The 18,659-nt window shown below is 70.6% G+C and carries 20 protein-coding genes; 8 read left to right on the top strand and 12 right to left on the bottom strand.

Features of this window, described 5'->3' with window-relative positions:
* The first annotated feature begins 108 nt into the window (after positions 1–108).
* Complete coding sequence (locus RPQ07_RS12965) at positions 109–810, top strand: hypothetical protein (RefSeq protein WP_313944280.1); 702 nt, start codon at positions 109–111, stop codon at positions 808–810.
* 109 nt (positions 811–919) lie between these two features.
* Here RPQ07_RS12965 and RPQ07_RS12960 read toward each other — a convergent pair whose 3' ends face one another.
* From RPQ07_RS12960 to RPQ07_RS12950, 3 genes are read right to left on the bottom strand one after another with little or no spacing between them, the layout of a single operon-like run.
* Positions 920–2,053: an Mrp/NBP35 family ATP-binding protein gene (locus tag RPQ07_RS12960; protein ID WP_313944279.1), complete on the bottom strand. Its 1,134-nt coding sequence runs from the start codon at positions 2,051–2,053 to the stop codon at positions 920–922.
* Between the two features lie 43 nt (positions 2,054–2,096).
* The gene (locus tag RPQ07_RS12955) at positions 2,097–2,693 is read right to left on the bottom strand and encodes a DUF1003 domain-containing protein (RefSeq protein ID WP_313944278.1); all 597 of its coding nucleotides are present in this window, start codon (positions 2,691–2,693) and stop codon (positions 2,097–2,099) included.
* A complete protein-coding gene (locus RPQ07_RS12950; protein WP_313944277.1) occupies positions 2,686–3,945 on the bottom strand; it encodes a magnesium transporter MgtE N-terminal domain-containing protein in 1,260 nt (419 codons plus the stop codon). The genes RPQ07_RS12955 and RPQ07_RS12950 overlap by 8 nt, the downstream gene beginning before the upstream one ends.
* A 186-nt stretch (positions 3,946–4,131) precedes the next feature.
* Here RPQ07_RS12950 and RPQ07_RS12945 point away from each other — a divergent pair, with 186 nt between their 5' ends.
* Complete coding sequence (locus RPQ07_RS12945) at positions 4,132–4,920, top strand: hypothetical protein (RefSeq protein ID WP_313944276.1); 789 nt, start codon at positions 4,132–4,134, stop codon at positions 4,918–4,920.
* 101 nt (positions 4,921–5,021) lie between these two features.
* Here the strand turns inward: RPQ07_RS12945 and RPQ07_RS12940 are convergent, their stop codons facing one another.
* Both RPQ07_RS12940 and RPQ07_RS12935 read right to left on the bottom strand, forming a co-directional pair.
* Entirely contained in the window at positions 5,022–5,561 is a 540-nt protein-coding gene (locus RPQ07_RS12940) for a hypothetical protein (protein ID WP_313944275.1), read from the bottom strand.
* 13 nt (positions 5,562–5,574) lie between these two features.
* On the bottom strand, positions 5,575–6,690 hold the full coding sequence (locus tag RPQ07_RS12935) for a magnesium and cobalt transport protein CorA (protein WP_313944274.1): 1,116 nt from the start codon (positions 6,688–6,690) through the stop codon (positions 5,575–5,577).
* Positions 6,691–7,123: 433 nt separating this feature from the next.
* On the opposite strand from RPQ07_RS12935, the gene RPQ07_RS12930 reads away from it, so the two are divergent.
* Positions 7,124–7,723: a suppressor of fused domain protein gene (locus RPQ07_RS12930; RefSeq protein WP_313944273.1), complete on the top strand. Its 600-nt coding sequence runs from the start codon at positions 7,124–7,126 to the stop codon at positions 7,721–7,723.
* A 71-nt stretch (positions 7,724–7,794) separates the two neighbouring features.
* Here RPQ07_RS12930 and RPQ07_RS12925 read toward each other — a convergent pair whose 3' ends face one another.
* Positions 7,795–9,027 (bottom strand): MFS transporter, encoded by a 1,233-nt coding sequence (locus tag RPQ07_RS12925; protein ID WP_313944272.1) that lies wholly within the window; start codon positions 9,025–9,027, stop codon positions 7,795–7,797.
* A gap of 165 nt (positions 9,028–9,192) precedes the next feature.
* Between RPQ07_RS12925 and RPQ07_RS12920 the strand changes: the two genes are divergently transcribed.
* The 3 genes from RPQ07_RS12920 to RPQ07_RS12910 all read left to right on the top strand — a co-directional run bounded on the left by RPQ07_RS12920 (position 9,193) and on the right by RPQ07_RS12910 (position 11,579).
* The gene (locus RPQ07_RS12920; protein WP_313944271.1) at positions 9,193–9,831 is read left to right on the top strand and encodes a DUF6758 family protein; all 639 of its coding nucleotides are present in this window, start codon (positions 9,193–9,195) and stop codon (positions 9,829–9,831) included.
* 138 nt (positions 9,832–9,969) lie between these two features.
* Positions 9,970–10,845: a PHP domain-containing protein gene (locus RPQ07_RS12915; RefSeq protein ID WP_313944270.1), complete on the top strand. Its 876-nt coding sequence runs from the start codon at positions 9,970–9,972 to the stop codon at positions 10,843–10,845.
* A 128-nt stretch (positions 10,846–10,973) separates the two neighbouring features.
* The gene (locus tag RPQ07_RS12910) at positions 10,974–11,579 is read left to right on the top strand and encodes a MarC family protein (protein ID WP_313944269.1); all 606 of its coding nucleotides are present in this window, start codon (positions 10,974–10,976) and stop codon (positions 11,577–11,579) included.
* 114 nt (positions 11,580–11,693) lie between these two features.
* On the opposite strand, the gene RPQ07_RS12905 is transcribed toward RPQ07_RS12910, so the two are convergent.
* Positions 11,694–11,846, bottom strand: coding sequence for a hypothetical protein (locus RPQ07_RS12905; RefSeq protein WP_313944268.1), 153 nt, complete (start codon positions 11,844–11,846; stop codon positions 11,694–11,696).
* Between the two features lie 184 nt (positions 11,847–12,030).
* Here RPQ07_RS12905 and RPQ07_RS12900 point away from each other — a divergent pair, with 184 nt between their 5' ends.
* Positions 12,031–12,930 carry an NYN domain-containing protein gene (locus tag RPQ07_RS12900; RefSeq protein WP_313944267.1) on the top strand — a complete coding sequence of 300 codons (900 nt, stop codon included), beginning with the start codon at positions 12,031–12,033 and terminating at the stop codon, positions 12,928–12,930.
* Positions 12,931–13,029: 99 nt separating this feature from the next.
* On the opposite strand, the gene RPQ07_RS12895 is transcribed toward RPQ07_RS12900, so the two are convergent.
* Together RPQ07_RS12895 and RPQ07_RS12890 are read right to left on the bottom strand one after the other, a co-directional pair.
* Entirely contained in the window at positions 13,030–13,899 is an 870-nt protein-coding gene (locus tag RPQ07_RS12895; RefSeq protein WP_313944266.1) for an alpha/beta hydrolase, read from the bottom strand.
* 129 nt (positions 13,900–14,028) lie between these two features.
* On the bottom strand, positions 14,029–16,098 hold the full coding sequence (locus tag RPQ07_RS12890; protein ID WP_413777734.1) for a DEAD/DEAH box helicase: 2,070 nt from the start codon (positions 16,096–16,098) through the stop codon (positions 14,029–14,031).
* A 276-nt stretch (positions 16,099–16,374) separates the two neighbouring features.
* Between RPQ07_RS12890 and RPQ07_RS12885 the strand changes: the two genes are divergently transcribed.
* On the top strand, positions 16,375–17,100 hold the full coding sequence (locus RPQ07_RS12885; protein ID WP_313944264.1) for a ferritin-like fold-containing protein: 726 nt from the start codon (positions 16,375–16,377) through the stop codon (positions 17,098–17,100).
* Positions 17,101–17,161: 61 nt separating this feature from the next.
* Here the strand turns inward: RPQ07_RS12885 and RPQ07_RS12880 are convergent, their stop codons facing one another.
* The 3 genes from RPQ07_RS12880 to RPQ07_RS12870 form a co-directional block, all read right to left on the bottom strand.
* The gene (locus RPQ07_RS12880) at positions 17,162–17,431 is read right to left on the bottom strand and encodes a hypothetical protein (protein ID WP_313944263.1); all 270 of its coding nucleotides are present in this window, start codon (positions 17,429–17,431) and stop codon (positions 17,162–17,164) included.
* A 169-nt stretch (positions 17,432–17,600) separates the two neighbouring features.
* On the bottom strand, positions 17,601–17,828 hold the full coding sequence (locus RPQ07_RS12875; RefSeq protein ID WP_313944262.1) for a DUF3107 domain-containing protein: 228 nt from the start codon (positions 17,826–17,828) through the stop codon (positions 17,601–17,603).
* 147 nt (positions 17,829–17,975) lie between these two features.
* Complete coding sequence (locus RPQ07_RS12870) at positions 17,976–18,617, bottom strand: TetR/AcrR family transcriptional regulator (RefSeq protein ID WP_313944261.1); 642 nt, start codon at positions 18,615–18,617, stop codon at positions 17,976–17,978.
* Between the last annotated feature and the right edge of the window lie 42 nt (positions 18,618–18,659).

Raw genomic sequence — 18,659 nt, 5'->3', positions numbered from 1 at the left:
CTGCGAGCCGGGACAGGGTGGCTATTCTCTCCATCTGTCAGGACGCGAGGACGCCCGAGGGGGGCGGGTCCGCTCCGGACCTCGGACACAGAGGAGGCGGCCGGGTAGATGGAGACGACAAGTCGACCAGCGGCTCAGAGCACGGTCAGCGATTCCCCCGCTCCCGGTGCGCAGCGTACGACGGCACCGGAGGGCAAGGCGGGTGCCGCGGCCCGGCGCACGGTCGACGGATATCTGAAGGCACCGTTCCCCTGGTACGGACTGGACGAGGCCTTCACGGGCCCGCGTTGGCTGATGCAGGTCGGCGCGGCCGCTGACGGTACGGTCCAGCACGGCGCGATGGGGCACGGCGACGAGCCGTCGATACGCTCGGAGGCGGCCGGTACGGAGAAGGAACGCTTCGCGGTGGTCATCACCGTCGCGGCGAGCCCCGTACGCCGCAGCGGTGACGGCACGGGCGTCCTGGACGCCACCACGGTTTCCTCCGCGGCCTGGCTGGCCGGCTCGGGACTGCTGGCCCACACCTGGCCCGCCCAGCTGGACCACTCGCTGCGTGACGACTGGCTGGACCAGCAGACCGAGACCGCCTTCGAGCTGGCCGACGACATGAGCGGACCGGCCTGGTCCGCGCTCTCGCTGCCGGTCGACGGTGAGCCGACGCCCTTCCACTACCGCGAGTCGGAGTTCGGCTGGGTGCTGGCCGGTTCCACCCGGACAGGGGTGCACATCGGCGCGTACGGGCGCGGGATGAGCGCCTACGGTCTCGGCTTCTCGGCGGTCGGGGACCTGGCCTCGTACATCCCGTCCTGACGGCACCGGACGGGCTTGACAATCAAGCCCGTCCGGACGCGGGACCACGGGGCTCAGGCACCTCCCGCGGCGGGTGGGCCCGCCGTGGGACCACCCGGCGCCGGACGGCTCAGAACTTGTTCCGCGGGGTGATCCCCAGCGACATGCCCGACAGACCGCGCTGGCGGCCGCCCAGCTTGCCCGCGATCGCGCGCAGGGCGGAGCCCGCGGGGGAGTCGGGGTCGGTGAGCACGACGGGCTTGCCCTCGTCGCCGCCCTCACGCAGGCGCACGTCGATCGGAATCGAACCCAGCACCGGCACGGTCGCGCCCGTGGTCTTCGTCAGGCCCTCGGCGACCCGCTGGCCACCGCCGCTGCCGAAGACGTCGACCATCTCGTCGCAGTGCGGGCACGGCAGGCCCGACATGTTCTCGACGACGCCGACGATCTTCTGGTGGGTCTGGACGGCGATCGAGCCGGCCCGCTCGGCGACCTCCGCCGCGGCCTGCTGGGGGGTCGTCACCACCAGGATCTCCGCGTTCGGTACCAGCTGCGCCACCGAGATCGCGATGTCGCCGGTGCCCGGGGGCAGGTCGAGCAGCAGGACGTCCAGGTCGCCCCAGTACACGTCGGCGAGGAACTGCTGGAGCGCGCGGTGCAGCATCGGGCCGCGCCACACCACCGGGGCGTTGCCCGGGGTGAACATGCCGATCGAGATGACCTTCACGCCGTTCGCGGACGGCGGCATGATCATGTTCTCGACCTGGGTGGGACGGCCGTCGGCACCCAGCATCCGGGGCACCGAGTGACCGTAGATGTCGGCGTCCACGACACCGACCTTCAGGCCGTCGGCGGCCATCGCGGCCGCGAGGTTCACCGTCACGGAGGACTTGCCGACCCCGCCCTTGCCGGAGGCGACCGCGTACACCCTGGTCAGCGAGCCGGGCTGGGCGAACGGCACCTCACGCTCGGCCGTACCGCCGCGCAGCGACGACGCGAGATCGCGCCGCTGCTCGTCGCTCATCACATCCAGCGTGACGTCGACGCGCGTGACGCCGTCGAGGCGGGCGACCGCGTCCGTCACGTTCTTGGTGATCGTCTCGCGCATCGGGCAGCCGGAGACGGTGAGGTACACCGTGACCGCGACCGCGCCGTCCGCCTCGATCCCGACTGATTTGACCATGCCGAGTTCGGTGATCGGTCGGTTGATCTCGGGGTCGTTCACCGTCGCCAGTGCCTCAAGCACCGCGTCTTCCGTAGCCATACCGATGATGGTACGGCGCTGACCACCACCGCCGGTAAGGCCGTCAGCGGTCGCTTTCGTCACGCCCCGAGGCGCGCTCGTACGGGAATACGGCGCGATGCTCCTCCATCTCCTTCACGAGGTCCTGGAGTTCCGAGCGGATCCAGTCGCGGGTGGCCACCTCGCCGAGGCCCATGCGCAGCGCGGCGATCTCCCGGGTGAGGTACTCGGTGTCCGCGATCGACCGCTCGTTCTGCTTGCGGTCCTGCTCGTGGGTGACCCGGTCACGGTCGTCCTGGCGGTTCTGCGCCAGCAGGATCAGGGGAGCGGCGTACGACGCCTGGAGCGACAGCATCAGGGTCAGGAAGATGAAGGGGTACTCGTCGAAGCGCAGACCGGCGGGCGCGCTGACGTTCCACACCACCCACATGATGATGATCACCGTCATCCAGACGATGAACCGTCCCGTGCCCAGGAAGCGGGCGATCCGCTCGGAGAACCGGCCGAAGGCCTCCGGGTCGTACTCCGGCAGCAGAGTGCGCCGCGGCGCGCGGGGCTGATCGAGCCGGACCCGCGGGCGGGGCGCGGCGCTCGCTCCCGACGGCAGCCGCTCCCTCGTGTCGCCGCGCTCTCCCGGACCGCTCTCGCCGCCGCTACCCATGGGCGGACTCCTCGAACTCCGTCTCCCGCCAGTCCTCCGGCAGCAGATGGTCCAGGACGTCGTCGACGGTCACCGCTCCGAGCAGCGAGCCGCCCTCGTCGACGACCGGCGCCGCGACCATGTTGTACGCCGCGAGATAGCTGGTGACCGCCGGCAGCGGGGTGCCCGGCGAGAGCGGCGGCAGATCGCTGTCGACGAGGGAACTGACCAGGGTGAACGGCGGGTCCCGCAGCAGCCGCTGGAAGTGGACGGTGCCGAGGTACTTGCCCGTCGGCGTCTCGTCCGGCGGGCGGCACACATACACCTGCGCGGCGAGCGCGGGGGAGAGGTCCTGCTGGCGTACCCGCGCCAGGGCGTCGGCGACCGTCGCGTCCGGCCGCAGCACGATCGGTTCCGTGGTCATCAGACCGCCGGCCGTGTGCTCCTCGTACGACAGCAGGCGGCGCACATCGGCGGCGTCGTCCGGCCGCATCAGGGTGAGCAGGCGCTCCTGGTCCTCCTCGGGCAGCTCGGAGAGCAGGTCGGCCGCGTCGTCCGGGTCCATGGCCTCCAGCACGTCGGCGGCCCGCTCCTCCTTGAGCTTGCCGAGGATCTCGATCTGGTCGTCGTCCGGCAGCTCCTCCAGCACGTCGGCCAGCCGGTCGTCGTCGAGGGCGGCGGCGACCTCCGCGCGCCGTTTCGGCGACAGGTGGTGCAGCACATTGGCGAGGTCGGCCGGGCGCATCCGCTCGAAGGTGGCGACCAGGCTCTCGGCGCCCTGCGCGTCCTCGTCGAGCGAGAAGCCGGTCACCGCCGACCACTCGACGGTCAGGGTCTCACCCCTGCGCCGCAGTGCCCCCGCCCTGCCCCTGCGGACGAACGCCTTGTCGATCTCCCAGTCGCGGCGGGCCGGCAGCTGCTGGATCGAGACGTCGAGGACGGTGACCTCCTCGCCGCTGTCCACCAGCTGTACGCGGCGGTCGAGCAGTTCACCGAGCACCAGCCGCTCCGTGGGCCGCTGCTCGAACCGGCGCACGTTCAGTACGCCGGTGGTGATGACCTGGCCCGACTCCACACCGGTGACGCGGGTCATCGGGAGGAAGATCCGGCGGCGGCTGAGCACCTCGACGACCAGACCGAGCAGCCGCGGCGGCCGCCGCCCCACCCGCAGCATCGCGACGAGGTCGCGCACCCGGCCCACCTGGTCGCCCTGCGGGTCGAAGACGGGCACACCCGCGAGATGGGACACGAAGATCCGAGGGGCGCCTGCCACCGTCTCCGCCCTCCTCACTCGCCGGATTTTGCCGGGAATTGCCGCTGATCGTGGGCTTCAGGCTAGCCCGTACCGATGCGTGCCGCCCCTGGCCGACGTCCGTACGGCTCCCTGCGGAGCGGCCCGCTCCGCACGGGTACGCTGCCGTCTGCCACCCATGACAAGCAGATGAGAGGCAGTGCGCCGGTGACTCTTCTCCCCCCGGTTCCTCAGGCTCGCAGGGCCGCGCTCGCCGTGGCGATGTGCGCCGGACTGGCCGTGGCGCTCACGGCATGTGGAGGCGAGGACCCGGACGCGGGGACCAACGGAATCGGCAAGCTCTCCGCCGCCGAGATCGAGACAAAGGCGAAGACCGCGGCCGACGCCGCGACGGCCGTACGGCTGTCGGGCACCCTCGTCAGCAAGGGCGGCACCTACAAGCTGAACATGCGGCTCAAGCACGACGGCGGCACCGGCTCCGTCACCTCGAAGGACAACACCTTCGAACTGCTGCGGATCGGCAAGGCGCTCTATCTGAAGGCCGACGCGGGTTTCTGGAACCCCGAGGACGGCAAGGGAGACGCGAAGCCGGGCGAGAGTGACGACGAGGCGGCGGACAAGCTCGACGACAAGTATGTGAAGGTCCCCGAGGGCGACCCCGCGTACAACCAGTTCCGCGGCTTCACGGACATGGACGTCCTGCTGGATGGGCTGCTCGGCATGCAGGGCGAGCTGAGCAAGGGCGACCGTACGAAGGTCGGCGGTGTCCGCGCGATCAAGGTGACGGCGGGGGAGGGCGCGGGCGGCACGCTCGACGTCTCCCTGGAGGGCGAGCCCTATCCCCTTCAGTTCGCGCGGGCCGGCGGGGCCGGTGTGCTGACGCTCGGGGACTGGGGCAAGGACTTCACGCTGAAGGCGCCGTCGAAGGAGGAGACGGTCGACTACGGCGGCCAGCTCCCGAAGACGAACAGCCAGTCGGGATCGTCCGGCGGCTGAGGCCGGGACGGCCGGCGGCCGGGCCCCGAGCCGCTGGGGCTCAGGCAGCCGGGGGCAGGGCTTCAGCGGGACGGATGCGGCCCCGGCGCCCCCAGCAGCTCTCAGCCGCGCTTCTTCTTACGGCCGACCAGCAGTCGCGGAAGTCCGGCAGGCGCCGGACGGCGGGTCGTCGCCGGCGTGGGGAGCGGCGGCTCGGCCAGCGAGGTGGACCCCAGGTCCGTGGTCGCGGCACGCGGTTCGAGTCGCAGGACACGGCACTCGCGCGCCCACCGCTCCGTCATCACCTCCGCGTCCGGCGCGTTCAGCCGCTTGCCCTTGAGCTCGGCGACCGCCGCTTCCCACGCCGGCGCGTGCGGCTCCAGCTCGGACACCGCGGCCGTCCACACGACGAGCCGTCCGCCCTTGTCCTTGCTGCGCACGGTGACCTCGGCCATACCGCCGTCCACCAGTTGCGGCAGCGGCTGCTCGCCGGGCCCGTCGCCCACGAGATGCAGGGCGCCCTCGTGCCACACGTGCCAGAGCGCCCGCGCGGGACCTCCGCCCCGGACCCAGACGAGGCCCGACTTCTTGGTGGCTTCCTCGACGAGCGCCTGGTCGGGGAGTGCGACGTCCCCGGTGGAGCGGGCGGAAGGTTCGGTCATGCGCGCAGCCTATCTACAGCCAGCCGTTGCGCTTCAGGGTGCGGTGGATGACGAGACAGACGCCGATGATGCCCGTCATCACCATCGCGTAGCCGTACTTCCAGTGCAGCTCCGGCATGTGGTCGAAGTTCATGCCGTACACCCCGCAGACCGCCGTCGGCACGGCGATGATCGCCGCCCATGAGGTGATCTTGCGCATGTCCTCGTTCTGGGCGACCGTCGCCTGCGCCAGATTGGCCTGGAGGATCGAGTTGAGCAGCTCGTCGAAGCCGATGACCTCTTCCTGCACCCGGGCGAGGTGGTCGGCGACGTCACGGAAGTACTTCTGGATGTCCGGGTCGATCAGCCGCATCGGCCGCTCGCTGAGCAGCTGCATCGGCCGCAGCAGCGGCGACACGGCCCTCTTGAACTCCAGCACCTCGCGCTTGAGCTGGTAGATCCGTCCCGGGTCGCTGCCGCGCGGGCTGCCCTTGTCGGGAGCCGAGAAGACATCGATCTCGACCTCGTCGATGTCGTCCTGCATCGCGCCCGCGACCGCGATGTACCCGTCGACGACATGGTCGGCGATGGCGTGCAGCACCGACGAGGGGCCCTTCGCCAGCAGCTCGGCGTCCTTCTGAAGACCGTGGCGCAGCGCCCGCAGCGAGCCCTTGCCGCCGTGCCGGACGGTGATGACGAAGTCCCGGCCGGTGAAGCACATGACCTCGCCGGTCTCCACGACCTCGCTGGTCGCGGTGAGTTCGGCGTGCTCGACGTAGTGGATCGTCTTGAAGACGGTGAAGAGCGTGTCGTCGTACCGCTCCAGCTTGGGCCGCTGGTGGGCGTGGACCGCGTCCTCGACGGCGAGGGGGTGCAGTCCGAACTCGGCCGCGATACCGGCGAATTCGGCCTCGGTCGGCTCGTGCAGCCCGATCCAGGCGAAGCCGCCGCCCTCCCGCACACGGAGCATGGCCTCGTGCGGCGTCTGGCAGGCGTCGGTCTCCAGCCGCCTCCCGTCGCGGTAGACCGCGCAGTCGACCACGGCGCTGGAGGCGGAGGGGTCCCGCGTGGTGTCGTACGTGTTGTACGGGGCGTTGCTCTTGCGCAGGGACGGACGGACCGCGGCGCGCAGGTCACGGATCATCGACATGGCTTGCTCCTTCACGGAGAGGCCGTCGGCGAGTGGCGTGGCACAGCCCGGAATGGGGACGTGATGCGTACGTCCGCAAAGCGGGCGGCACCGCGTGGTCGCGGTGACGGCGTTCGCTACAGACAGGCAAAAACGAAGTGCTCTTCCGTCGTGCGAAGTGCCGTGGGGCCGCTGCGGTGAGGCCTCAGATCACCCAGGAGACGCTGGTCGCCGGGGAGACACACGGTGCGGAAGGGCGGTTGGTACTGCACGATCGACTTCGATCCACCGCAGCCCCACCTCCTCCGGCCGGTCCCCCGTGAGGGACAGTCATGACGTCGGGGACTGGAGAGCACGCTTCTGCGTGCCGTCCCTGACCAGCGGCCAAGACTAGCAGTCACCTCAGGGTCAATCCCTGGTTTTGCCCGTTCCATACGCGCTTTATGCTCGCCGCATGGGAGAAGTTCTTGATCTGGTCGAGGCCCGGTTGCGTACGGCACTCGGTGAGCCGGACGCCCGCGCGGCGGTGACGTTCCTGGGTACGGACCGAATCGAGGTGCTGAGGTTCCGGAGCGAGGACCACGACGGAGGGGACGTCGTGCGATACGCCACACTCGGCATGTCCGCCCATCCGATGACCGATCCCACGGCCGCGCTGGCCGACCCGGTGAAGGGTCCGCGCGCCGAGTTGATCCTCTCCGTCAGGGCCGGGCTCGCCGACGCCGACAAGGCCCTGCGGCCCCTCGCTGTGCTCGCCGCGTCCCCCCAGGTCGAGGGCGTCGTCGTGGCGCCCGGCGCCTCGCTGGACGTCGGTGAACCGCTGTGGACCTCGGCGGCCTTCAGCTCGGTGCTGGTGGCCGAGCCCGGGGGGCTCGTCGAGGATCTCGAACTGGCCGACCCCATGGACCCGGTGCGTTTCCTGCCGCTGCTGCCGATGACCTCGAACGAGGCGGCCTGGAAGCGGGTGCACGGGGCGCAGGAACTCCAGGAGCGGTGGCTGACGCACGGTACGGACCTGCGCGATCCGCTGCGCAGGTCCGTACCGCTGGACTGAACCCCGCTACCGCACACCCTTTCTGAGTTGCTGTCAGGCAGGGTGTTCCGGGAGCCGGACGATGTCGGCCGTCAGTTGGCGAAGACCGTGACGCCGTCCTGGGTGGCGTGCACCGGCTGGAGTTCCTCCGCCGTGTGGCTGAGGGACGTGCGCCGCACCCACACGATGCCCGCGCCGATCACCGCCGAGACCGCGGCCACCACGAACGGGATGTGGATGTCGGTCCATTCCTCGATCTTGGGCGCGAAGTAGGGCGCCGCGGCCGCGGCGAACCAGCGGACGAAGTTGTATCCGGCGCTGGCCACCGGTCGCGGCGCGTCCGAGACACCGAGCGCCAGCTCGGTGAAGACGGTGTTGTTCAGGCCGATGAAGGCACCGGAGACGATCGTGCCGACGACGGCCGCGGTGTGGCTGCCGTATCCGAGCATCACGAGGTCCGCGGCGAGCAGCAGCAGCGAGCCGCCCAGCACCTTGAGCGAGCCGAAGCGCCGCTGGAGCCGCGGCGCGACCAGCACCGAGAAGACCGCGAGCAGCACGCCCCAGGCGAAGAACACCCCTCCGGACTTGTACGGGCTCATGTTCAGCACGAACGGCGTGAAGGCCAGCACCGTGAAGAACGCGTAGTTGTAGAAGAACGCCGACGCCGCGGCGGACGCGAGCCCGCCGTGGCCGAGTGCCTTGACGGGGTCGAGCAGCGATGTCTTGCGGGCCGGTATGGGCTGCTCCTTCAGGAACGCCGCGATGCACAGGAATCCGACGGCCATCAGGGCGGCGGTGCCGAAGAACGGGTAGCGCCAGCTGGCGTCGCCGAGCACCGCTCCGAGCAGCGGTCCGCAGGCCATGCCGAGGCCGAGCGCCGACTCGTACAGCAGGATCGCCGCCGCGCTGCCGCCGGCGGCGGCACCGACGATGACGGCGAGCGAGGTCGAGACGAAGAGGGCGTTGCCGAGCCCCCAGCCGGCCCGGAAGCCGACCAGTTCGCCGACCGTACCGGAGGTCCCGGACAGGGCGGCGAAGACGATGACGAGCGTCAGCCCCGCGAGCAGGGTCTTGCGGCCGCCGATACGGCTGGAGACGAAACCGGTCACCAGCATGGCGACGGCGGTGATGAGGAAGTATGAGGTGAACAGGAGCGACACCTGGCTGGGCGTCGCCTCCAGGCCCTTGGCGATGGACGGCAGGATCGGGTCCACCAGGCCGATGCCCATGAAGGCCACCACCGATGCGCCCGCCGTCGCCCAGACGGCCTTGGGCTGGCGCAGGATGCTGGGCGCTCCCTCGTCGAACGGATCCTCTCCACGCATGGACAGCTCCTCTGCAAGCTTCTCGAGTAGATCGTTGTGCAGTACACATAATAGGTTAGCCAGCCTAATGAATGCAAGATGCATCTACTTTTACCGGGTGGAAGCTCACGCCGAGCCGGTGATCGTCCTTGACGGCAGGTCTGCCGGGTAGGACCGTTGGGCTGTATGAGGGGCGAACCCAGTTGCCCGAAGTGCGGTGGCCGGGTCAGGGCGCCCGGTCTCTTCGCCGACTCCTGGCAGTGCGATGTGCACGGCACGGTGCACCCGCTGCAGCCGGTGATACCGCCCAGTGTCGAGGCCCTGGGTGTGGTGGTGCACCGTGCGAAGGTCCCCGTCTGGATGCCGTGGCCGTTGCCCGTCGGCTGGCTCTTCAGCGGCGTGGCCTACGCCGGCGACGACCGCAGCGGAGGGCGGGCAACCGCCGTCGCCTGTTCCGGACCGGGCCCGCTCGGGGGGCTGGGTGAACTGATCCTCGTCGCCGAGGAGTTGGGCGTCGGACTCGGAGCGCGCTACGCCGGGGTCGACGGTCCCGACCCGGGCCACTACATCAGCGTGGAGAAGCCCCCGCAGGCCAAGGTGCTCGCTGCCGGACGGCCGACGCCGCTGTGGCACGTCGCCGGGGCGCCCGACGACCGGGCCGTCTTCGCGGGCGAGGCGCGGGGGCTGTGGCTCTGGGCGATCGTCTGGCCGGAGCAGACCGGGCTGCTGATGTACGACGAGTTGGTCCTCACCGATCTGCGGGACGCGGGCGCGGAAGTGGAACTGCTGCCGTGCGGTGCCCTGTCGCCGCGGCTTCTGTCGTGAACCCGTGGGTCGTGGGAGCGCGGCCCGCGGAAGGCTGACGCCGGGGTGCGGGCCGCCCCGCACCCGTCCTGAGGCTGTTCGTCTGCCCGATACACTGGACCGTCCCCTGTCCGCCCACCGCCCCTGGAGCCTCGCGTCGTGCGCATCGATCTGCACACCCACTCCACGGCGTCGGACGGCACGGACACCCCGGCCGAACTGGTCCGCAAGGCCGCTGCCGCCGGACTGGACGTGGTCGCACTCACCGACCACGACAGCACCCGCGGGCACGCCGAGGCGATCGCCGCGCTCCACGCGCTCCCCGAGGCGGGGCTGACCCTGGTCACCGGCGCCGAGATCTCCTGCGCCCTCGACGGGGTCAGCCTGCATCTGCTGGCGTACCTCTTCGACCCGGACGAGCCGGATCTGCTGCGCGAGCGCGAGCTCGTACGCGACGACCGGGTGCCGCGTGCCCGGGCGATGGTCACCAAGCTCCAGGAGCTCGGCGTACCCGTCGAGTGGGATCTCGTGGCGCGGATCGCCGGAGAGGGTTCCGTCGGGCGACCGCACATCGCCTCCGCGCTCGTCGAACTCGGTGTCGTGCCGACCGTCTCGGACGCCTTCACCCCCGAGTGGATCGCCGACGGCGGCCGTGCGCACATCACCAAGCACGAACTGGACCCCTTCAGGGCGATCCGGCTGGTCAAGGCCGCCGGGGGAGTGGCCGTCTTCGCGCACCCCGCAGCCGCCCAGCGCGGCCGTACGGTGCCGGAGAAGGCGATAGCCGAACTGGCCGCCGCCGGTCTCGACGGCATCGAGGTCGACCACATGGACCACGACGAGCCCACGCGCGTACGGCTGCGCGGTCTCGCCGCCGAGCTGGGGCTGCTGACCACCGGATCGAGCGACTACCACGGCAGCCGCAAGACCTGCGAGCTCGGCGAGTTCACGACCGACCCGGAGATCTACGGCGAGATCACCCGGCGGGCGACCGGTGCTTTCCCCGTGCCCGGCACCGGCGGAGTGCGCCTCTAGGCTCTGCCGCTCTTCGTCGTCTTCTGTCGCACGGAGTGTGCTGCGCCGCGCGCGCCGACCGGCTCGCCCCGCGCAGACCTCTCCCTGCCTTCCCTTCTGTTCCACCCCTCTTCCCGCTAGGCCTCACCGTGTTCGACGTTGCCGTTTTCGGCTCCCTCTTCCTGACCCTCTTCGTGATCATGGATCCCCCCGGGATCACCCCGATCTTCCTCGCCCTCACCTCCGGGCGGCCCGCCAAGGTCCAGCGCCGGATGGCGTGGCAGGCGGTCGCCGTGGCCTTCGGTGTGATCACCGTCTTCGGCATCCTGGGGCAGCAGATCCTGGACTATCTGCATGTCTCCGTTCCCGCGCTGATGATCGCGGGCGGTCTGCTCCTGCTGCTCATCGCGCTCGACCTGCTGACCGGGAAGACGGACGAACCGCAGCAGACCAAGGACGTCAATGTCGCGCTCGTACCGCTCGGCATGCCGCTGCTGGCCGGGCCCGGCGCGATCGTCTCGGTGATTCTCGCCGTGCAGCACGCGAACGGGGCGTCCCAGCAGGTCTCGGTGTGGGCGGCCATTGTCGCCATGCACGTGGTGCTGTGGCTGACCATGCGCTACTCGCTGGTGATCATCCGGCTGATCAAGGACGGCGGTGTCGTCCTGGTGACGCGGCTGGCGGGCATGATGCTCTCCGCGATCGCCGTGCAGCAGATCATCAACGGCATCACCCAGGTCATCCAGAGCTCCTGAGGCGCCCCCGCACGCACCGTGCACCGGCAGCCCCCGGACACACCTGCGCCCCCGTACGGATCATCCGTACGGGGGCGCTGCGTCGTCGGTACTGCTCCGGCCCTGCTGTCGGTCTTACAGGGCCGCGGTTTCTGCCGGGCGGATGTAGATGCGCTGACCAGTTGCTGCGGCCTGCTGCACGATCCGGTTGACGGAGGCGGCGTCCACGACGGTGCTGTCCACGGCGGTGCCGGTGACGTCGTCGAGTCGCATGATTTCGAAGCGCATGGCTTCTCCCTTCGTCTGATCCTCCTGCTGGAGAACTACTGGCGACGGATACCCGTCTGTGTTCGTTCGTGTTCTGTACGTCTACAACCATCGTGCACCCTTCAAACATTCCCTACGCTAAGGAAAATTTTCGGATGCCTAACTACTGGCAGGTACGGGCGGGCCCACGGACAATGAGTCCCGTATGAACGACGCAGAGATCAACGAGATCGGCGCCCGCCTGGAGCGCACCAACGAGCTGCTCCTTCGCATGCTCGCCGAGGTCGCCAAGACCCCGTCCACACATGCCATCTTCGTCGACGCGGGTTACGTCTATGCTGCGGCCGGGTTGCTTGTGGCGGGCACCGAGGACCGGCGCTCCTTCGACCTGGACGCGGAAGGGCTCATCGAGGCCTTCATCGACAAGGCCCGCACGATCTTCGCCGACAGCCGGCTGCTGCGCGTCTACTGGTACGACGGCGCCCGCAGACGGATCCACACCGCGGAGCAGCAGTCGATCGCCGAGCTCCCGGACGTCAAGGTGCGGCTGGGCAATCTCAACGCCAACAACCAGCAGAAGGGCGTCGACTCCCTCATCCGTACGGACCTGGAGTCGCTCGCACGCCACCGCGCGATCAGTGACGCGGCCCTGGTGGGCGGTGACGAGGACCTCGTGTCGGCGGTCGAAGCGGCGCAGGGCTACGGCGCACGCGTTCATCTGTGGGGTATCGAGGCCTCCGACGGACGCAATCAGGCCGAGCCGCTGCTCTGGGAGGTGGACAGTCAGCGGACCTTCGATCTGGACTTCTGCCGGCCCTACATCACCCGCCGCCCCGTCACGACGTACGAGAACGAAGGGGCGCCGCCGCCCTCACGCGACGAGGTGCGGTTCGTCGGGGCCCAGATCGCGGCGACCTGGCTGGCCGAACGCGGCCGGGAGCCCATGGCCGAGCTGCTGCCGGGCCACCCCTATCTGCCCGGCCCCGTGGACCAGGACCTGCTGATCGAGGCCGAGCGGGTGCTCCAGCGGTCGCTGCGTGGGCATGCGGTGCTGAGGCGGGCGCTGCGGGACGGGTTCTGGCAGCACCTTCAGTCCCAGTACTGAAGCCGCGGGCCGCGGTCCTTTCAGTACCGACTCCTCTCGGCACCGAGTCCCCTCAGTACCGAGTCCTTCAGTACCGGGTCCCCTCAGCACCGGGTTCCCTCAGTGCCGGTCCCAGAAGGCCCTGATCGCCGCCGCGGTCTCCTGCGGGCGGTCGGTGTTGGGGGAGTGATCGGCCCCCGCGATGACCGTCCGGTGCGCGCCGAGCCGCTCCGCCATCGCGTCGAGGAGGAGTACGGGCCAGGCGTCGTCGGTCTCCCCGCTCAGCACATGCTTGGGGAGCGTTCGCAGGGCGGCCAGTTCGTCCACCCGGTCGGGCTCACCGGTCAGCTGACCACCCGTGGCGATCAGTTGCAGCGGGTTGTTGCTCAGCCAGCGGTGTCGCAGGTCCTCGCCGTTCTTCGGGTCGGTGTCCGTGTCGACCGGAGGGTCGAGCGTCCGCATCGCCTCCCAGACCTCCTCCATCCGCATGACCGCGAGCGCGTCGCTGAGCAGCTTCACCCGTTCCCGCTGCCCGGAGCTGATCCGCGCGGGCCCGGAGGACATCAGCGTGAGGGTGCGGAAGGGGGAGGGGTCCAGCAGCACGGCGGCCCGGGCGATCTGTCCGCCGAGCGAGTGGCCGAGGAGATGCAGGGAGCCGTCGCCGGCGTCCCCGTCGCGGACGGCCTCCGCCTGGGCGAGCACATCGCGCGCCAGTGCCTCCTGTGCGTAGGCCTCCTGCTCGGCGGGCCCCTCGCTCTCGTACTGGCCGCGGCCGTCGACGGAGACCACGCGGTAGCCGGCGGAGGTGAGGGGCTCCAGAAGGACGATGAAGTCCTCCTTGCTCCCCGTGAAGCCGGGCAGCAGGAGAGCCGTGCCCTTGACCGTGTCGCCGTCCGGCCGGGCGTCGAGGACGGCGAAGTCCCCGCGGGAGGTGGCGAGGACGGTGGACCGGGCGCAGGGCGGCGGGACGAAAGTGGGGGGCCGGCTCATGCGACGAGGTTAACTGCGGCGGGTGCCGGGCGCGTTGCGGGGGCATATCGGCCGGCTTCCGCGCGGACGACCGGAGAACGCCGACGGCCCGGCCCCCTCAAGGGGCCGGGCCGTACGGAGCGGGCTGGGTCAGCTCTCGGGCTGAGCGGCCTTCCGGGTGCGGGTGCGACGGCGCGGGGCCGCGGCCTCCTCGACCGGAGCCTCGGCCGCGACGGCGGTCGCCTTCGCCGCACGGGTGCGGCGGGGCTTGACCTCGGCCTCGGCCGTCTCCACGGCTGCCGCCGTGTCCACGGCCTTCGCCGCGCGGGTGCGACGCCGCGGCTTGGCCTCGGCCTCAGGCGCCGCGGCGGTCGCGACGTCCTCGACGGCGGTGGCCTTCGCCGCACGGGTGCGGCGGGGCTTGACCTCGGCCTCGGTCGTCTCCACGGCCTCGACCGTGTCCACCGCCTTCACGGCGCGGGAGCGGCGGCGACGCGGCTTGGTCTCCGCCTCGGCCTCCGGCTGGGCCTCGGGGACCGTGGTGACCGGCGTGAGGACCTGCTCGACGGACTCCGCCGGCGCGCCCACACGGGTACGACGACGACGCCTCGGGGTGCGGGCCTCCGTGGACTGCTCCGAGGGAGCCGCCGCCGGAGCCGACGCGGAGAGGGCCTCGTCCGCCGTCGCGGGCTCGCCGGCCCTCGTACGACGGCGCTGGCGCGGGGTCCGGGTGCGCGGCGGGCGCTCCTCGGTGACCGTGGCCGTCGCGGCGGACCTGCGGGAACGCCCGCCGGTCTCGCCCAGGTCCTCGACCTCTTCCGCCGCGAGACCGGCGCGGGTGCGCTCGGCGCGGGGGAGGACGCCCTTCGTGCCCGCCGGAATACCCAGCTCCTCGAACAGGTGCGGGGACGTGGAGTACGTCTCCGGCGGGTCCGGGAACCCCAGGTCCAGCGCCTTGTTGATCAGCTGCCAGCGGGGGATGTCGTCCCAGTCCACGAGCGTGACGGCCGTACCCTTCGCGCCCGCGCGGCCGGTGCGGCCGATGCGGTGGAGGTAGGTCTTCTCGTCCTCGGGCGACTGGTAGTTGATGACATGCGTCACGCCCTCGACGTCGATACCGCGAGCGGCGACGTCGGTGCAGACGAGGACGTCCACCTTGCCGTTGCGGAACGCCCGGAGCGCCTGCTCACGCGCGCCCTGACCCAGGTCGCCGTGGACCGCGCCGGAGGCGAAGCCACGACGGGCCAGCTGCTCGGCGATGTCCGCGGCCGTGCGCTTGGTGCGGCAGAAGATCATCGCCAGACCCCGGCCGTCGGCCTGGAGGATCCGGGAGACGAGCTCCGGCTTGTCCATGGAGTGCGCGCGGTAGATCCGCTGCGTGGTGTTCGCCACGGTCGCGCCCGCGTCGTCCGGCGAGGTGGCGCTGATGTGGGTGGGCTGCGACATGTAGCGACGGGCGAGACCGATGACCGCACCCGGCATGGTCGCCGAGAACAGCATCGTCTGGCGCTTCGCCGGCAGCTGCTGGATGATCTTCTCGACGTCGGGCAGGAAGCCCAGGTCGAGCATCTCGTCGGCCTCGTCGAGCACGAGCGCCCGTACGTGGGAGAGATCGAGCTTCTTCTGGCCGGCCAGGTCGAGCAGCCGTCCGGGGGTGCCGACGATCACGTCGACGCCCTTCCTGAGGGCCTCGACCTGCGGCTCGTAGGCACGGCCGCCGTAGATGGCGAGAACGCGGACGTTACGCACCTTGCCGGCGGTCAGCAGGTCGTTCGTGACCTGCGTGCACAGCTCGCGGGTGGGAACCACCACGAGCGCCTGGGGGGCGTCGGTGAGCTGCTCGGGCTTCGCCCGGCCGGCCTCGACGTCCGCGGGGACGGTGACGCGCTCCAGCAGCGGCAGGCCGAAACCGAGCGTCTTGCCGGTGCCGGTCTTGGCCTGGCCGATGACGTCGGTGCCGGAGAGCGCGACGGGGAGCGTCATCTCCTGGATGGGGAACGGGGACAGGATGCCGACGGCTTCGAGGGCCTCGGCGGTCTCGGGAAGGATCCCAAGATCCCGGAAAGTCGTAGTCAGGGTGCTGCCTCTTCTGTGAGACGCGGCGCGAGGCGAACGAAGGGGGTCGTACCGCACCGGGGTACTGGGCCGGCCGTGGGTTGGCCGGATGGTGCGGGACCACTGCCATCGCTCGAGCGTCGTACCGCTGAGGGGGCCCCTCATCTGCGGTCATGCGCGATTCTGCGCACGGTCCGCGCGGAGGGCGGTCGGTTCGGAGCCGATCGTGCCACCGACCGGGCATCCACAAGGGGTCAGAGGGAAGTGAAACCCTCAGTCAAACACTGCGATCGCCCACCGAGTACGCAAAACGCTCAGCAGGCGCATTACCACTGTACCCCGGATTCGCGCATGTGTGTTGGGTGAATTCACGGGAACCGGGATCGCGGCATGGCTGACCAGCCCCTTACGCCCCTTGTGGGGCGGGCTATTGTGCGCTCCATGGAGACGCCTGACAACGCCACTGAACACACCGGAATCGCCGCCCAGGACTGGGCCACGGCGTCCGCCGACCCGCAGTACCGCGCCGCCGTGGTGGATCTGCTCGGAGCGCTCGCGTACGGCGAGCTCGCGGCCTTCGAGCGGCTTGCCGAGGACGCGAAGCTCGCGCCCACGCTCGGCGACAAGGCGGAGCTGGCGAAGATGGCGTCCGCGGAGTTCCACCACTTCGAGCAGCTGCGTGGCCGGCTGACGGCCGTCGAGGCCGAGCCGACCGCGGCCATGGAGCCCTTCGCCCAGGCCCTGGACGACTTCCACCGCCAGACGGCACCGTCCGACTGGCTGGAAGGCCTGGTCAAGGCGTACGTCGGCGACTCGATCGCCTCCGACTTCTACCGGGAGGTCGCGGCCCACCTGGACTCCGACACCCGCGCGCTCGTGCTCGCCGTCCTCGACGACACGGGCCACGGCAACTTCGCCGTCGAGAAGGTGCGTGCCGCCATCGAGGCCGATCCCCGCGTCGGCGGCCGGCTCGCGCTGTGGGCGCGGCGTCTGATGGGGGAGGCGCTCTCGCAGGCGCAGCGAGTGGTGGCGGACCGCGACGCGCTCTCCACGATGCTCGTCGGCGGTGTCGCGGACGGCTTCGATCTGGCGGCGGTGGGCGAGATGTTCTCCCGGATCACCAAGGCGCACACCAAGCGGATGGCGGCGCTGGGTCTCGCGGCCTGACGTGTCGGACATCACCGCTTCCGGGGCGGCCGGCCGGATCCGGCCGCCCGCCCGCGTTCCCTCAGAGAGGGAAAGCGCGACGAAGCCTTCGTCCTGACGGCCGGATCAGCAGCGAGAGCAGTACGGCCGCGATCAGCACGGAGCCGACGAGGGTGGCCGGCAGATGGCCGGGGCCGAGCGCGGCGTGCGTCACATAGGCACCGAAGAGGGCGCCGAGCGGACCCGAGGTGAAGACCACGCGGCGGGCCGGAAGGCGGTCGGACAGATGACGGTCGGCGGCCCACGCGAGGGCGAGTCCGAGCAGAACCGAACCGAGCGCTTCCATCAACACTGCTGATCACCTCGCGGACGTCGGTACGGGCTACGCGGTCGTAGCCCGTCCTACCCGGCGACCATGTGGAACAACCCTCCGCGAGGGGCTGATGAGCAGGCAGTGGGAAGGGCCCGGCGGGAATCCCGCCGGGCCCTTCCCACTCGTCCTGCCGGTGGACGGCGACGCTCTAGAGCGCGCCGAACCCCACCCGCCGTGCCGCCGGTTCGCCGATCTCGACGTAGGCGATACGGTCGGCCGGCACCAGGACCTTGCGACCCTTGTCGTCCGAGAGGCTGAGCAGCTGCGCCTTGCCGGCCAGCGCGTCTCCCACGGCGCGCTCGACGTCCTCGGCGGACTGCCCGCTCTCCAGAACGATCTCCCGGGGCGCGTGCTGCACGCCGATCTTGACCTCCACGGCTATGTCCCTCCGAACGGTCAGTGAGGTGCGCGGTCAGCCGCGCCGTACGCAGCACACACTAGCCCGGCGAGCGGACCGGGCAGACGCCGTCGGTGAACGCCAGGAGCGAACACCCTCCGTCCGCCTGCCGGTGGCGCTCCGCGCTCAGTGCTGCTCCGCGCCGTGCAGCGGGAATCCCGCGATGCCGCGCCAGGCCAGTGAGGTCAGCAGCTGCACCGCCGTGTCCCGCGGGATGTCGGACGCGCTGGCGAGCCAGTACCGGGCCACGACCTGCGAGACACCGCCGAGGCCGACGGCGAGCAGCATCGACTCGTCCTTCGACAGACCGGTGTCCTCGGCGATCACGTCCGAGATGGCCTCGGCGCACTGGAGCGAGACGCGCTCGACGCGCTCACGCACCGCGGGCTCGTTGGTCAGGTCCGATTCGAAGACCAGCCGGAAGGCGCCGCCCTCGTCCTCGACGTAGGCGAAGTAGGCGTCCATGGTGGCCGCGACGCGCTGCTTGTTGTCCGACGTCGACGCGAGCGCCGTACGGACCGCGAGCAGCAGCGATTCGCAGTGCTGGTCGAGCAGCGCGAGATAGAGCTCGAGCTTGCCCGGGAAGTGCTGGTAGAGCACGGGCTTGCTGACGCCCGCCCGCTCGGCGATGTCGTCCATGGCGGCCGCGTGGTAGCCCTGGGCGACGAAAACTTCCTGGGCGGCGCCCAGGAGCTGGTTCCTGCGGGCTCGGCGTGGCAGACGCGTGCCTCGCGGGCGCGCCGCCTCTGTCTGCTCGATGGCTGTCACGCCGCCTCCCAAAATCGTTCCGTGCGCGCTGTGCGCCGCGCC

Source organism: Streptomyces sp. AM8-1-1 (assembly GCF_032229325.1).
In the GTDB taxonomy this organism is placed as follows: Bacteria; Actinomycetota; Actinomycetes; order Streptomycetales; family Streptomycetaceae; genus Streptomyces; species Streptomyces achmelvichensis.
The sequence above is the reverse complement of the archived record's forward strand: the minus strand, read 5'-3'. Positions and strand labels throughout refer to the sequence as shown.

What these genes read in the sequence shown, in the direction of transcription:
- RPQ07_RS12920 (WP_313944271.1), top strand. Translation starts at nt 9,193, where the DNA reads ATGAGGGGCGAACCCAGTTGCCCGAAGTGCGGTGGCCGGGTCAGGGCG.
- RPQ07_RS12955 (WP_313944278.1), bottom strand. Translation starts at nt 2,693, where the DNA reads ATGGGTAGCGGCGGCGAGAGCGGTCCGGGAGAGCGCGGCGACACGAGG.
- RPQ07_RS12905 (WP_313944268.1), bottom strand. Translation starts at nt 11,846, where the DNA reads ATGCGCTTCGAAATCATGCGACTCGACGACGTCACCGGCACCGCCGTG.
- RPQ07_RS12960 (WP_313944279.1), bottom strand. Translation starts at nt 2,053, where the DNA reads ATGGCTACGGAAGACGCGGTGCTTGAGGCACTGGCGACGGTGAACGAC.
- RPQ07_RS12885 (WP_313944264.1), top strand. Translation starts at nt 16,375, where the DNA reads ATGGAGACGCCTGACAACGCCACTGAACACACCGGAATCGCCGCCCAG.
- RPQ07_RS12965 (WP_313944280.1), top strand. Translation starts at nt 109, where the DNA reads ATGGAGACGACAAGTCGACCAGCGGCTCAGAGCACGGTCAGCGATTCC.
- RPQ07_RS12890 (WP_413777734.1), bottom strand. Translation starts at nt 16,098, where the DNA reads ATGAGGGGCCCCCTCAGCGGTACGACGCTCGAGCGATGGCAGTGGTCC.
- RPQ07_RS12930 (WP_313944273.1), top strand. Translation starts at nt 7,124, where the DNA reads ATGGGAGAAGTTCTTGATCTGGTCGAGGCCCGGTTGCGTACGGCACTC.
- RPQ07_RS12940 (WP_313944275.1), bottom strand. Translation starts at nt 5,561, where the DNA reads ATGACCGAACCTTCCGCCCGCTCCACCGGGGACGTCGCACTCCCCGAC.
- RPQ07_RS12900 (WP_313944267.1), top strand. Translation starts at nt 12,031, where the DNA reads ATGAACGACGCAGAGATCAACGAGATCGGCGCCCGCCTGGAGCGCACC.
- RPQ07_RS12895 (WP_313944266.1), bottom strand. Translation starts at nt 13,899, where the DNA reads ATGAGCCGGCCCCCCACTTTCGTCCCGCCGCCCTGCGCCCGGTCCACC.
- RPQ07_RS12935 (WP_313944274.1), bottom strand. Translation starts at nt 6,690, where the DNA reads ATGTCGATGATCCGTGACCTGCGCGCCGCGGTCCGTCCGTCCCTGCGC.
- RPQ07_RS12925 (WP_313944272.1), bottom strand. Translation starts at nt 9,027, where the DNA reads ATGCGTGGAGAGGATCCGTTCGACGAGGGAGCGCCCAGCATCCTGCGC.